At 45.4% G+C, this 13,861-nt stretch carries 12 protein-coding genes; all 12 read right to left on the minus strand.

The features are described from left to right. Positions 1-920 (minus strand): RagB/SusD family nutrient uptake outer membrane protein (locus tag VIR50_RS11760; RefSeq protein ID WP_331935302.1); only part of this gene is annotated, 920 nt, incomplete at its 3' end. 19 nt (positions 921-939) lie between these two features. Further along, positions 940-4,023, minus strand: coding sequence for a SusC/RagA family TonB-linked outer membrane protein (locus VIR50_RS11765; protein ID WP_331935303.1), 3,084 nt, complete (start codon positions 4,021-4,023; stop codon positions 940-942). A gap of 448 nt (positions 4,024-4,471) precedes the next feature. Next, on the minus strand, positions 4,472-5,485 hold the full coding sequence (locus VIR50_RS11770) for a class II fructose-bisphosphate aldolase (RefSeq protein ID WP_331935304.1): 1,014 nt from the start codon (positions 5,483-5,485) through the stop codon (positions 4,472-4,474). Positions 5,486-5,685: 200 nt separating this feature from the next. Further along, positions 5,686-6,927, minus strand: coding sequence for a sugar MFS transporter (locus VIR50_RS11775; protein WP_331935305.1), 1,242 nt, complete (start codon positions 6,925-6,927; stop codon positions 5,686-5,688). 122 nt (positions 6,928-7,049) lie between these two features. Continuing rightward, on the minus strand, positions 7,050-7,727 hold the full coding sequence (locus tag VIR50_RS11780; RefSeq protein ID WP_331935306.1) for an MIP/aquaporin family protein: 678 nt from the start codon (positions 7,725-7,727) through the stop codon (positions 7,050-7,052). 363 nt (positions 7,728-8,090) lie between these two features. Continuing rightward, positions 8,091-9,746, minus strand: a complete 1,656-nt coding sequence (hcp, locus tag VIR50_RS11785; protein WP_331935307.1) for a hydroxylamine reductase — start codon at positions 9,744-9,746, stop codon at positions 8,091-8,093. Between the two features lie 121 nt (positions 9,747-9,867). Further along, positions 9,868-10,296, minus strand: coding sequence for a Fur family transcriptional regulator (locus tag VIR50_RS11790; protein ID WP_331935339.1), 429 nt, complete (start codon positions 10,294-10,296; stop codon positions 9,868-9,870). A gap of 57 nt (positions 10,297-10,353) precedes the next feature. Next, positions 10,354-11,313: a transporter gene (locus tag VIR50_RS11795; RefSeq protein ID WP_331935308.1), complete on the minus strand. Its 960-nt coding sequence runs from the start codon at positions 11,311-11,313 to the stop codon at positions 10,354-10,356. 124 nt (positions 11,314-11,437) lie between these two features. Beyond that, the gene (locus tag VIR50_RS11800; protein WP_331935309.1) at positions 11,438-11,935 is read right to left on the minus strand and encodes a DUF6169 family protein; all 498 of its coding nucleotides are present in this window, start codon (positions 11,933-11,935) and stop codon (positions 11,438-11,440) included. After that, the gene (locus VIR50_RS11805) at positions 11,932-12,075 is read right to left on the minus strand and encodes a hypothetical protein (protein ID WP_331935310.1); all 144 of its coding nucleotides are present in this window, start codon (positions 12,073-12,075) and stop codon (positions 11,932-11,934) included. The genes VIR50_RS11800 and VIR50_RS11805 overlap by 4 nt, the downstream gene beginning before the upstream one ends. Before the next feature lie 676 nt (positions 12,076-12,751). Next, complete coding sequence (locus tag VIR50_RS11810) at positions 12,752-13,138, minus strand: hypothetical protein (RefSeq protein ID WP_331935311.1); 387 nt, start codon at positions 13,136-13,138, stop codon at positions 12,752-12,754. Positions 13,139-13,235: 97 nt separating this feature from the next. Next, positions 13,236-13,622, minus strand: coding sequence for a hypothetical protein (locus VIR50_RS11815; RefSeq protein WP_331935312.1), 387 nt, complete (start codon positions 13,620-13,622; stop codon positions 13,236-13,238). Between the last annotated feature and the right edge of the window lie 239 nt (positions 13,623-13,861).

A 13,861-nucleotide genomic window follows, 5' to 3' on the forward strand; every position in this document is an offset into this window, starting at 1 on the left:
TCCGCATCAAACATGTTCAACAACTGGTCTGATGGCACACACTGCGTATTATAGAATGCTTTTTGCTGGCCGCTCATGGCTTCTCCGCTCAAGCGGAATATGGCTTCACCTTGTGTAGTCAGGTTTGCGTACATATTGATGAGCGTCGCTTTATCGGCCAAATCTTGTCCGGCGATGGCCTTCACGGCGTAATCGTAAGCATTTTGCCAATCTTCCATGTAGAGATACACACGGGCCTGCATGGCATTAACAGCCTGCAAAGAGGCGTAATGGCTATCCGTAGCCTTCTCATCGGTAAGGATTGTGGCGGCTTCCTTGAGGTCAATAAGAATCTGATCGTACACTTCTTTCACCGTATTACGTGAAGGATTGTCATTCGGGCCGGGCGTGATTGTTAATACGGGAATGCCCAAATGAGAAGCATCGGCAGTGTAGTTATAAGGCTGAGCAAACACTCTTACAAGGTCGAAATGGCATAACGCTCGTAAAAATAAGGCTTGCCCACGCTGTTGTTCACAAAAATCGGCACGCTCGGGGAAATCCTTTGCCACGATAGGAGCATACTGAATAATGTTATTGGCATTAGCTAATGCGGTACCCAAGCTATACCATATATAATAAGAAGTAGTGGCACTGACCGCATTAGGTACGAAATTATATTGGTCAAGCATGTCCGAGCCCGACGTAACATTAAGGTTCGCCGTGATACCGGCCACCTCCGGATACTTCAAGAACTGTCTATCGTATTGGCTGAAATACTTTTGATAGGCTCCTACTAATCCTGAATGTAAGCCACGAGGATCGGAAAGGAATCCCGGAATTGTATTTTTTCCTTTTTGCTCTACAGTGAGGAAATCATTACAAGCGGTGAGCGTTGCCAAACAAAGGGCAATCGCTGTATATATAAAAAACTTTTTCATTGGACTTATCTGTTAGCTTTTAAAATCCTACGCTTACTGCTATCGAGAAAGTACGCTCTAATGGATAACCGCTCATAACGGTCTTATAAGAGTTATGATCACTTCCGGAATATGGACTATAGGCAAGCAAGTTATCGCCAATAAGCGACACCGATGCGCTTGAAAGCCCCCATCCACGAACTACATCAGATGGAAGTTGATAGTCCAACACCATATTCTGCAAACGAATCAAGTCTTTTTTATAGAGAAAACGCGTAGAAGTACGCGATGATTGGGTCGAAGAATTGGCAATAGACTTGGGATTGAGCGCTATATCTCCGGGCAACTGCCAACGCTGTAATTGTTCTATCGCCTGATTTTGGCTAAGAATATTATAACCATCTGAGTTCATTATGCTGGCAAAACTACTATAATTATAACCTCCAAATTGGTAGTTAAGCAGGAAACTAAACGTGAATCCTTTATAAGTAAACTTATTTTTCATACCTCCCGTTACCGTAGAATTGAGCTTTTTGCCCCTAACACGGTTGTTGACACTGTCGTATGACTTGGTAATATTGCCTTTCGCATCATACCACATGGGGCTTCCGTCGTAGGGATCGACGCCTGCCCAGCGCACGAGATAATAAGTTTTGGTATCTTCTCCCTCAATCCAAGAAATGCCATCCGTAAAGTTTACCTGCGTACCACGGTAGGACTTGGTCAGTTTGTTGTTATTATGAGCAAGATTGAACTCTGTTGTCCAACTGAAACCATCTTCCTTTTTAGGAATAAAATTACGCGTGGTCAATGTCATTTCAATACCTTGATTTACTATTTCACCAACATTACGATAAACACGTGTGTCACCTATCATTAGTGAAACGGGCAGCTGGCTAAGCAGATTTTTCGTATTGTTATGATAATATTCCAACTCAAAATCAATACGATTCAGCGCTGCTATACGAATACCAAGGTTGGTCATATAGGTTGTTTCCCAGCTTAATTTCGAGTTGGGCGACTGTCCTTGCACGCCTCCCATCTCACCATTGTACTGATAACTGTCACCATACGAATAGGTGCCGAGCGACTCTTGGCCGCCAAGACGCGAGTTACCATTCGAGCCATAGCTTGCCTTGAGCTTCAAGACATTCATCCATGGTATATTAAACCACTTCTCATTATGCACATTCCATGAAACTCCCACAGATGCGAAGTTAGCCCAGCGCACGTCGCTACCAAACTGTGAATTGCCATCCTTACGGCCGTTTATCGTTAAATAATAACGTTGGTCATAAGAATAACTGGCCTGCCCGAAGAAAGAAGCCTTATTAGCTTTATTGCTACTGTTAAACCCATCCTTCTTATTAGCATAGCTTACATCTTGTATTTTATCATTGATAAAGCCCGAACCGGTGACATACATCGTGACATAATTCCGAGAACCAGCCTCAAAACCAAACAGTCCACCTATCACATGCTTACCAAAAGCCCTATTGAAATTCAGTCGATGAACCGTATTCCAATTGGTTATATCGGCTGAGGAGCGACGAGCATATCCCAAAGGATTATCCTCTGACGACATACCGGTCCAATTTCGCTGTGAGCTATAGGTCTGTTCCAACGTGCTCTGATAGTCATAAGAAAACTTTCCCGTGTAGGTAAAGCCCTTCAATATTTCATAGTTTAATGTGAAGTTACTTGTTAAAAACCATGCCTTTTGATTATTAATATTCTGTTCCCGCTCTGCCACTGAGTTGTTAATAAAACGCTCTTTAGTAAAAATAGGACTGCCATTGCTATCCAAACCTACCACTCTTTTATTATATAAGCGAATAGTGCCGTCAGCATTGTAAGGAGAATAGATGGGCAAAAGTTCATAATACTCACGTCCTAAAGCGAAAAGATCATTGTTATTATACGAAGCTGATAACTTAACCTCAAGATCCAATTTCTTCACTAACTGAAAACCAAACTTAGAATTCAAGGTTACTCGCTGTTGCGCATTACCTTTAACCGTTCCCTTATTCTCATAATACTGGCCCGAAACATAATAATCACTTTTCTCCGAACCTCCGTTCAGCGACACATTGGCACTCAAGTTATTCCCCGTGCCGTAATAAACATCGCGCCAATTGGTATCAGTGGTAGAGTAACTGTTTATATCGTTATCCTGAAAAGGGAAAGTCCGCATATCCAATCCCGCATTTTGATAGGCCGACTTGGCCAATTCCATCCACTGCTTGGCGTTCAACACTTTAGGAGCCGTGCTAACATCAATATTCGCAACACCAAACTGTACACTGCTACTAATGGTAGTTTTTCCTGCACGACCTTTCTTCGTAGTCACAAGGATTACACCATTGGCACCGTCGGCACCATAGATTGACGTCGACGTTGCGTCTTTCAACACCGTTATCGACTCTATATCATCAGGATTGATAAACGACAATGGGCTCACCGTATAGCTCGTTCCGGGCATCATGTTCGTACGATCACCCGTGTACATCGGCGTTCCATCAATCACCCACAGCGGCTCATTGCTGGCGTTAAGCGACGCTTCACCACGCACGCGTACATTAAAACGTGTACGGGGACTGCCGGGGTCGGTCGTATTGGGGGCAATCTTTACACCCGGAATCAAACCGTCAAGCATGACGTCGAGGCGCTGCTGGGGCAAACCTTTCAACTGTGTGGAATTCACCTGATAGGCACTACCCACAAGGTCACTGCGTTTTTGGGTCGTTCCATAGGCACCCACAACCACTACATCCTGCAAAGCATGGGCGTCTTCCTCCATCTTCACGTTGGCCACAGCGCCCGTGACAGTCACCGTTTTGGTCTTCATGCCCACATAAGTCAACACCAAGGTCTTGGCTGCTCCTGCCTTCAAGCGAAGAGAGTAGCGGCCATCAATATCGGTCATTGCCTTGTTCTCTGTTCCTTTTTGCTGTACTGTAACTCCGATTAAAGGTTCTCCAGTCTCATCAAGAACCACTCCTGAAACAACATCTTCCTGCTTTTGCTCAATGGCTTTTGCGGCATTTTGACCAGACACGCCGGCCCGAGCAGCAAATCCATTGCCTAAAACTAAAGCAAGGACTAAACTTAAAAATCCTCTCATATATTTTCTAATTGTACGCTGCAAAGGTAACAAAAAAACAATGAAACAAATATAAATATGTGTTACATTTATATATATAGCACTATTTAAATTAAAATTCAAAACAATAAATAGCCCTATAAAACAAAACTGACCACTTGCCCCATCCTCACGGACAGCAAGTGGCCTCAAAATAGAGAGTCATAAAAAATATTATAGTTATTTACCAGTTGCTTTTGTTATTGGTAATGGGTATGTATGCAAACACTATTTACTATCTTGAAAACTCAAATTTATTTTCTTATTGCAAATGTACGAAAAAACTACGAAACTATAAAAGTTTTATCCCCGCTTTTACCGTGAAAACCGGAATATATATACAAAAAAGCCCGATCTTTACCAAGACCGGGCCTATAAGGGTTTCCTTCTACGGAGATTGTTCTACGCAAGTCTCCGCATGGGAAGTCAATTAATCGAGTTGAGCCAGCTTGTTGTCAGAGCCGAGAACGTCGGTAATCTTCTCTGAGTAGAGCTTCTCCATGTACTCACGAGCCTTACCACAATACTGGCGGGGGTCGAAGTACTCAGGGTGCTGAACGAATGTCTCACGAACACCGGCCGTGAAAGCCAAACGAGAGTCAGAGTCAATATTGATCTTGCAAACAGCACTCTTGGTAGCCTTACGGAGTTCTTCTTCAGGAATACCTACAGCGTTAGGCAACTTACCGCCATTAGCGTTGATGATGTCAACATACTGCTGGGGTACAGAAGATGAGCCGTGGAGCACGATTGGGAATCCGGGAAGTTCTTTCTCGATAGCTTCCAATACGTCGAAAGCCAATGGAGGAGGAATCAAACGGCCGGTCTTCGGGTCGCGTGTGCACTGCTCGGGCTTGAACTTGTAAGCACCGTGAGAAGTACCGATAGAAATAGCCAAAGAGTCTACACCAGTACGGGTAGCGAAGTCTACAACTTCCTCGGGCTTTGTATAGTGAGATTCCTCAGCTACAACTTCGTCCTCAACGCCTGCGAGTACGCCAAGCTCACCCTCAACAGTTACGTCGAACTGATGAGCATACTCTACTACACGCTTTGTCAACGCTACGTTCTCTTCGTAAGGAAGTGAAGAACCGTCGATCATTACTGAAGAGAAGCCCATGTCTACACAGTTCTTGCAAAGCTCGAAGCTGTCACCATGGTCAAGGTGCAATACGATCTCAGGATGATTGCAACCCAATTCTTTAGCATACTCAACAGCACCTTCTGCCAAATAACGGAGCAATGTCTGGTTAGCATAGTTGCGGGCACCCTTAGAAACCTGAAGGATCACGGGTGACTTCAACTCTGAAGAGGCCTTGATAATAGCCTGAAGCTGTTCCAAGTTATTGAAATTGAATGCCGGAATAGCATAACCACCGTCAACGGCTCTTTTGAACATGTCACGTGTATTCACGAGACCTAATTCTTTGAAACTTACTGCCATAATATTTATGTTGTTTATATAATAAAATAATACCTAATTAGTTGTATCGCATGCAAAATTAACATATTCTTTCCGCAATACAAAATAATAGCGCATGATTTAGCCATGCGCTCAGGTTAAAAAAATTAATAATAACACGATTCCTTGCCACTCTCCCACCAATTGTAAAACAAGCGTTGCAAAATGAGGCACCACCGTTTTTATGACCGCCGCTTCAGCGAATCGTTCTTGCGGGTCAGTTCAGAGGCAAAGAGCAACACGATGAAATAGCCGAAGAACGGAATGAGGAAGGGAATCACCAAATTGGTATGGTCGGCTATCAGCCCCATCAGCAGGAATCCGCAACCTCCGATAGGCGTCATCATCAACAGTGACGAGGCACTTTTCTTAAGATTGCCCAGCCCTTGCAATGCCAACGAGAAGATAGTGGGGAACATGATGGCCTCAAAAAGATAATTACAGATGATAGCCAGCATGGATATTTTACCCAAATTCAGCAGTACCGCAATCATGCAAAGCACGCTTCCGGCAGCGCAGATGAGCAACATCACCTCGGCGGGAACACGCCTCATCAACCAGCTTCCCACAAAACGACCTACCATGAAGAATGCCAAAGCCACCGTTAACACGATACTTGCGCTGCTGTCGTCCATCCATCCTTGGCCCGTAACGAAGTTAATGAAATAACTGTTGATGGAAATCTCGGCCACCTCATAGGCCAAGAGAGCGAACAAACCAAAGACAAACATGGGATGATGTTTGAAGAGTTGCTTGATACGGGTTTCCGAATCACGCTCCGACTTTTCCTCCTCATGCTTGATTTCGGGCAGCTCGGCTCTCGAAAACACCAAGGCGATAACCAGCACCAACACACCTAATATCGTGTAAGGCACCACCGCGCTGTAAGCGCTTGTCGAACCGCTGAAGAAGAACTGTCCCACCACAAACGTGGCAAACAGGCTTCCCAGTCCGTTGAACGATTGCGAGAAATTAAGCCGACTGGTGGCAGTCTCCTTGCTACCCAGCTCTGTTACGTAAGGATTGGCCGATGTTTCCAAGAACACAAGGCCACAACCTATGACGAACAAGGCACCCAAGAAGGCATAAAACGTGCCGATGGCGGCACAAGGAATAAACAGCAACGCTCCTATGCCAAAGAGCATAAGACCCACTACCGCGCCCCTACGATAGCTGTTGCGATTGATAAACCAGCCCGCCGGAATGGCCATCAGGAAATACCCCAAGTAAGTTGTCACTTGTATGAGTGACGACTGCGTGATGGTGATATGAAGCTCATTCTGAAAGTGCTTGTTGAGCACATCAAGGATGGCACGGGCAAAACCCCAAAGAAAGAACAGGCTCGTTATCAGGACGAAAGGCACCAAATACTTCTTTGTTGTCAAGGTTGCCTTGGGACGTTCCTCCGAAGAATGTCCCTGCATAGCGTTTAATTCATTGTTTTGCACGGTTCTTCATGAAAAGAAAACCGGAAGTCGCGGCTTGTTAAACCGCAACTTTCCGGAATATAAATGTCTAATTAAAATAATACAGTCAGTCGTTCTTATTATGCCTTCTCCTCGGTATCGATAACCTTCCAGATACCTGCGGCACAAGCGGCGCCTACGAATGGGCCTACAATAAATATCCACAAGTGCTGCAAAGCGCTACCTCCTTGGAAGAAAGCGGGACCTATTGAACGTGCGGGGTTAACCGATGTACCGGTATAACGGATGCAAGCCAAGTGTACAAGCACCAATGTCAGGCCGATAGCCAGACCCGCGAAGTTGTTGGTAGCACCGTTGGTCTTCGCCGTTGCGCCCAATACAACCAATACGAATACGCAAGTAAATACAATCTCGGCCAACAAACCGCCCAATACGGTTACGTCAATGTCCTGCAAATCGTTGGCTCCGGTACCATTAAGGCCGGCATTCGACGTGAGCAGATACAAGATAGCGGAACCGATGAAGGCACCAATCACTTGGAACAAGATGTACATTCCGAAATCCTTTGTGTTCATACGACCACTCAGATAAACGCCCAACGTGATGGCGGGGTTAATGTGGCAACCTGAGATACCACCAATGGTGTAAGCCATAGCCACAACAGACAGACCGAAAGCCAAGGCTGTTCCAATAACCGTTTCAGGATCGCCATTGTTACAACCCAAGCTGACAGCCACGCCGCAGCCCATGAGTACCAGCACCATCGTGCCGAACATTTCTGCTAAATACTTTTTCATAATTCTCTAAAATAATTTGTATGATTTATTAAATAACTAAGCGCAAATTTAACATAAATATTGTTCGGAAGCAACAATTTACATAAAAAATTGCCCTTTTTGCCACATATTATCAAATCATTTACCATTTATTCCCCATTCATAGGCTTATTACTCCGCCGTAAAGCGGCCGAAACTCACCTACCGCTCCTGCCCTATACCTTTATATAATAGAGCAAGCCCCGACTCCGCCCGACTGCTCGGAACGCCTCGCCCATGGCTATCCATTCGCAAAGAGGGCGCAGCCTAAGCCGCGCCCTCTCATCTTTATTATCGGTCATAGGCTACCGAAAGCCCTTACAACAAGGCTGACAGCCCACCGCCTTATGACAAGATGTATTGCTGAAGGTCGTCTTCCACCGTGCCGTTAGGCGCAAGCCCGAAGTTATCGACCAACACTCTGAGCACACCTTCGGAGATAAAGGCGGGCAACGTGGGGCCAACATGAATGTTCTTCACACCCAAATGGAGCAGCGCCAGCAGCACTATGACGGCCTTTTGCTCATACCAAGCGATGTTGAAGAAGATGGGTAAGTCGTTAATATCATTGGCCCCAAAGATTTCTTTCAGCTTCAGCGCCACCACGGCCCAGCTATAAGAGTCGTTACATTGGCCGGCGTCGAGCACCCGGGGAATGCCGTTGATGTCGCCCAAGTTCAACTTATTGTACTTAAACTTGGCGCAGCCACTGGTCAATATCACGGTATCGTGGGGCAAAGCCTTGGCGAACTCCTCGTAATAGTTACGACTCTTCATTCTGCCATCGCATCCGCTCATGACTACAAACTTGCGAATGGCACCGCTCTTCACGGCTTCCACAATCTGATCGGCCAAGGCAAACACCTGCGCATGGCCAAAACCACCGACGATTTCGCCCTGCTCAATCTCCGTGGGAGCCTCGCACTGCTTGGCCAAGGCGATGACCTCGCTGAAGTCCTTATGGCCATCGGCGCCGGCCGTGATATGCTTCCAGCCGGGGAATCCCGTGGCGTTGGTCGTAAAGACGCGGTCCTTGTAAGAAGCCTTCGGCGTCGGCGGCACGATACAATTGGTCGTAAAGACGATGGGACCGTTGAAAGTGGCAAACTCTTCACGCTGCTTCCACCAAGCGTTACCGTAGTTGCCAACCAAATGGCGATACTTTTTCAGTTGCGGATAGTAGTGGGCCGGCAACATCTCGCCATGCGTATAAACGTCCACGCCGGTGCCTTCGGTCTGTATAAGCAGGTCCTCTATGTCTTTAAGGTCATGGCCCGAAATCAATATGCCGGGGTTCTTCCCCACACCGATATTCACCTTCGTTATCTCGGGATTGCCGTAAACACCCGTGTTAGCCTTATCGAGCAGGGCCATCACGTCGACTCCGAACTTGCCCGTTTCGAGCACATTGCCGAGCAACTCATCCATCGTGGCGTCGGGATTGGTGACGATGGCCAATGCTTTCAGCATGAAGTCAACGATTGACTCGTCGCGTTCGCCCAAGCGGGCAGCGTGTTCGTAGTAAGCCGCCATGCCCTTCAGGCCCAGCACGGCCAGCTCCTTGAGCGACCGCAGGTCGGCGTTCTCATTGCGGAGCACGCCCTGACGACGGCCCTCGGCCTCATAATCAACCTCATCGCCTTCCCAAATCACCTCTTGATAGGCAGGCAAAGCCACACCGGCCAACACCGCCTGACGACGCAGATCCTCCTTTATGGTCACACCCAAGGCCACCTTATTTAATATAGCCTCATCGTCGAAGTTGGCATTAGTGATGGTTGTAAAGAGCGCATCGACCACAAAATCGCCCACCTTTACCTTGTCGTAAGGCTGTCCCGATCGGCCAAGCGCGTCGGCAATGGTGGCCACGCCCCTGACAACGCTCAACAACAAATCCTGCCAACGCGACGTTTCAGCCGTTTTTCCACACACGCCCTGAAGTACACAACCGGTGCCCTTAGCTGTTTCTTGGCACTGAAAACAAAACATTTTATTCTCCATCTTTCTTGAATTTATTTGATAATGACTTTTGAATTTCAGCCGCAAAATTATACAAACGGCCAACGGCCCAAGGTAACAAATGTTACTATGGGCCGTTAATTATCTCTAAAAAATGAAGTCGTCAGCACTTTCTCTTGCGCCCACAAGCGGGGCATACGCCTTTCACTAAGCAATTGACACTGCTCACCCGATAGCCTTCGGGCAGACTGACATCGGGCACATGGCGGTCGTAAAGGCAGAAAGTGCGGTGGCATACCTCGCAAAAAAAGTGCATGTGCTCGTCCTCATCGCTGTCCTCATCCTCGCTCCAACAAAGCTCATAACGGGTAGCGCCGTCGCCATCCTCCACGGCATGCACCATGTGACGCTCACGAAAGAGGGTCAACGCCCTAAAAATATTCGACTTGTCGATGGATTGTATCTCTATCTCAAGGTCGCGCATCGACAGCGGATGGCGCCCGGCGGCCAGCGCCTTCACGATGAGTATGCGGTTGGCCGTGGGCCTCACGCCGTGGCGCTCGAGCAAAGCCACTATGCTGTTGTCCTCCATATCCTCGGTTTTATTACTGTTTACCACGTTCGGTTTCCTTTCATTTTCCCGCTCACGCTACCACTTCAGATAGCCATACTTCTGCTTATACCACAACTGCACGGCATTGATGATGTTCTGCCATATCACATACACGCAGGGCGCTATCGAAACATAAGGATTCAAAAACGACAAGGTGAGCCATATACCCACCACGGTATTCTTCTGTCCCAAGGCCTGACCGGCGCCTATACTGTCGCCATAATGACGGCCGATGGCCTTTCCCAACGAGAACTGAAAGAGCGAAAGAACCAACGGAATGATACACAAGGCCCACAACACCCAGCCCGACACGGGCGCATGAATGAGGCTCCGCATGGTGAAACCCATGATGATGGAAAGATTGATACTCCAAAGGTAAATGCTCAAATTAGACCTCCGCTTCACCCATTCCACCACGCCCGGCAGGTATTTACGGGTAAACAAGGCGCAGCCAAGGGGAATGACGAGCACCATCAACACCCGTTTGAGCACCATGAGGAAAGCCGTGAGAAAACTGATGTCGGCCGCCTTCTCCACCAAAGGGAAGAACAAGGGAATGATAACCGACGTTACGCCATTGGCAATAAACAGATAGATGGTGAGCGAAGCGATATTGCCACCCAACTTTTCCACGATAACGGGAGCGGCAGCGGCCGTGGGGCAGATAACGCAAATGAAGACTCCCTCGAGCAGGAGCTTCCATGTGGGGTCGTCGCAGAGGTTCACCGCCACGACGGCCAGCAAGGAAAGAAGTATGCGAATGGCTTGTAAAATAAAATGCCAACGGCGCGGACGCAGGTCGTGCATCTGCATTTTACAGAACGTCATGTAAAGCATGAGGAAAATATTGACCGGCAACACCGACACCAACACGGGCCCGCAGGCCTCACCAATGGGCACCAACGCCGGAATACCGGTAAACAACAAGTAGACCAAAGAGCCTACCACAAGACCTACCAGCAAGGTCCAATCTTTTAAAAACTTTACAAAATTCATGATCAAAACGATTCTACCGCCCCCGTTTAGCAAGTAGTTGTCAGGCCATCAGAAAGGTGTAACGAGGCAACCCGTCAACGTTGACGACTGCAAATGTAGTAAAAATCAATGAATTACTTGTCTTTTATTTGCTATTAAGGGCCTTTATCGTTTCTGTAAACTCATTTATAACCTCTGTCAAACGAGGATGGTCCTGCCTTAAAATAATAGCGGCATAGTTTTGAACGCCATCCTCATCACACAAAGATGTTGAAAGAATAAGGATATTCCAGCCCTTTTTATAGCGGTCAAACCAATGCTCGAACAGCCTACTTCGCATGGGTTGTTTGTCATCACCGGTCTCACATATATAAAGCATGACCTCATTATTGAGACTAAAAAAGTCTTCTACAACAGCTATAATGGTATCGCGCACCTTGCCATCACGTGGAGATTTCTTATTATTAGCATTGATAATAGAGAATTGATAGACGTCTGCGCTCGACAAAGACAAGTCATCTTTATCAAAACCAACCAAGTATTCAACCCCATAATCAGTCTTAAAACTAACAAAGTTTTTGTTAGGAACTTGACTGACTACGTACGGGGCCTTTTCATTAATTGCCTCTACATTAAGTATCATAGCACTTCTATATGAGTAGGCTTGCACCCATACTGCTTTTCATATTCAGAAACGAGATAGTCTTTCATTTCCTCCACCATCTCTTTCTTGCGCTGCTTGGTCTTTCTAAGCCATGCGTAGGCTTCTTCTTTTGTTTTCATTTCCTTTCCTTTCACGTAACTATTATAAATATACGAATACCCTTTCTATCTTTAGCAAAAATACAGAATGATTCCTATATCTCCAAACATTATACGCTTTTTCGTATTTTCCCCACCTTATCAACTTAACAATACAGACATAGAAAACACATAATGAAAGCGTATTATAGAGTAAAGAATAAAGAATTTATCATTTTTTTAACGGGGTATATCTAAGTTATTCCCTCCTCATTGGCCCTTCCCAAAATAGCAAGTTGACGTAAGGACATAAAAAAAGGGGCTCCGCTGAGTCCCAATCTTGTTAACCTTAAATCTAATACCATGAAAAACACAATGCAAAGATAAAGGCATTTTATTCTATTTGCAAATATTTTTGAGGATTATTGCGTTGAATTCCTATTTTATTGATTTACGTCAATCAAACTAACAGATATACGCCCCCAAAAACTCTAATATGAAAGTTGGGACATTTCTTGTGGGCCTCCGCAAGGTTGAAAACACGAAAGCAAAAAATACAAACATAATCAATTGATAATCAACCGCTTCGTTATCGCCCTACGAAAGCAGGCCTTTTACCCGCCCAAAGAGCCGTTATGACACAATAAAAGCAGCCCTTTGAGCGGGTAAAAGGGCTGCTTCGAGAATGGCGTTATCGCAAGGTTGAAATTATGAACCTTTACTCTTGGGCGGCAGGCACGTTAGTTTTTTCACGCTTTTTCATAGGAATGAACCAACTGATAAGGATTACCAAAACGATTAATCCCCATGCGTAAAACATTTGAGAGCCTATAGCGTAGCTTATCATCATACCCACCAATTCGATTACTACAACATCTATAGTAAAGAAACTTGAGTCATTCAGCATGGAAGCGTATTCAAATCCCTTACTCTTTACTACTTTGTAATATAATACAATATCGGTAATAATAAGCAACAACATCAGAGCTCCTGCCAAGTAAAGCAGCCAATATACCTCATAAACTACATCTGCTGCTATTCCTAAAATACATATCGCATTAACGATACTCGGCATTACTTCCTTCTCTAAGTCAAATGTTCGCATACAATTCTTTGTTTTAAATTAAAATAAGGTTATACTATCAACTGAGCATAATACGAGAATGAATAGAAGAAAGATAGTTTTTCTTCAACCGAGGCTTTTACTCTTGGGCGGCAGGCGTTTCTATTTTACTACGCTCCTTCTTAAATAAGAATCTTTCGATAAACCAAAACGCAGTCATGAGCAGCCATACATAAACCATTCGGGAACCTGCGGCATAGGCTAATATAATCCCCACCAAACAGATAACAAGCATGTCTAAACTAACCGAAACTGACTCGCCTAACGAGAAAGCATAGTCCATCCCCTTACTCTTCCCTACTTTATGCGACAGCACTATTTCAGCAATGAAAGCTAAGAACATAAGGGCTACAACCCCATAAAACAGCCAATCAATCGCATATACCGCTGCTGATACAGCCCATAACATGAACGCGGCTTTCACGAGTGCCGGTATAACTTCCTGCTCTAAGTCAAATGTTCGCATACGATTCTTTGTTTTAAATTAAAATAAGGTTATACACTCAGTTTTATATAGTTGAAGAATTACGGGAAAAACGATGGCCTTAAAGCCTATAAAAGCTCAAGGCCAACCGACCGTAATTTTATATTCTGCTTTTTAAAACAAATTATGTAACAAATATAAACCAAATAAAGACAGAATCCAACAAATAGAAATATTAAGTTCAAAAAAGGCCTATCAATCTAACATTATTTAACTTAACA

Source organism: Prevotella sp., from assembly GCF_036570325.1.
Taxonomy (GTDB): domain Bacteria; phylum Bacteroidota; class Bacteroidia; order Bacteroidales; family Bacteroidaceae; genus Prevotella.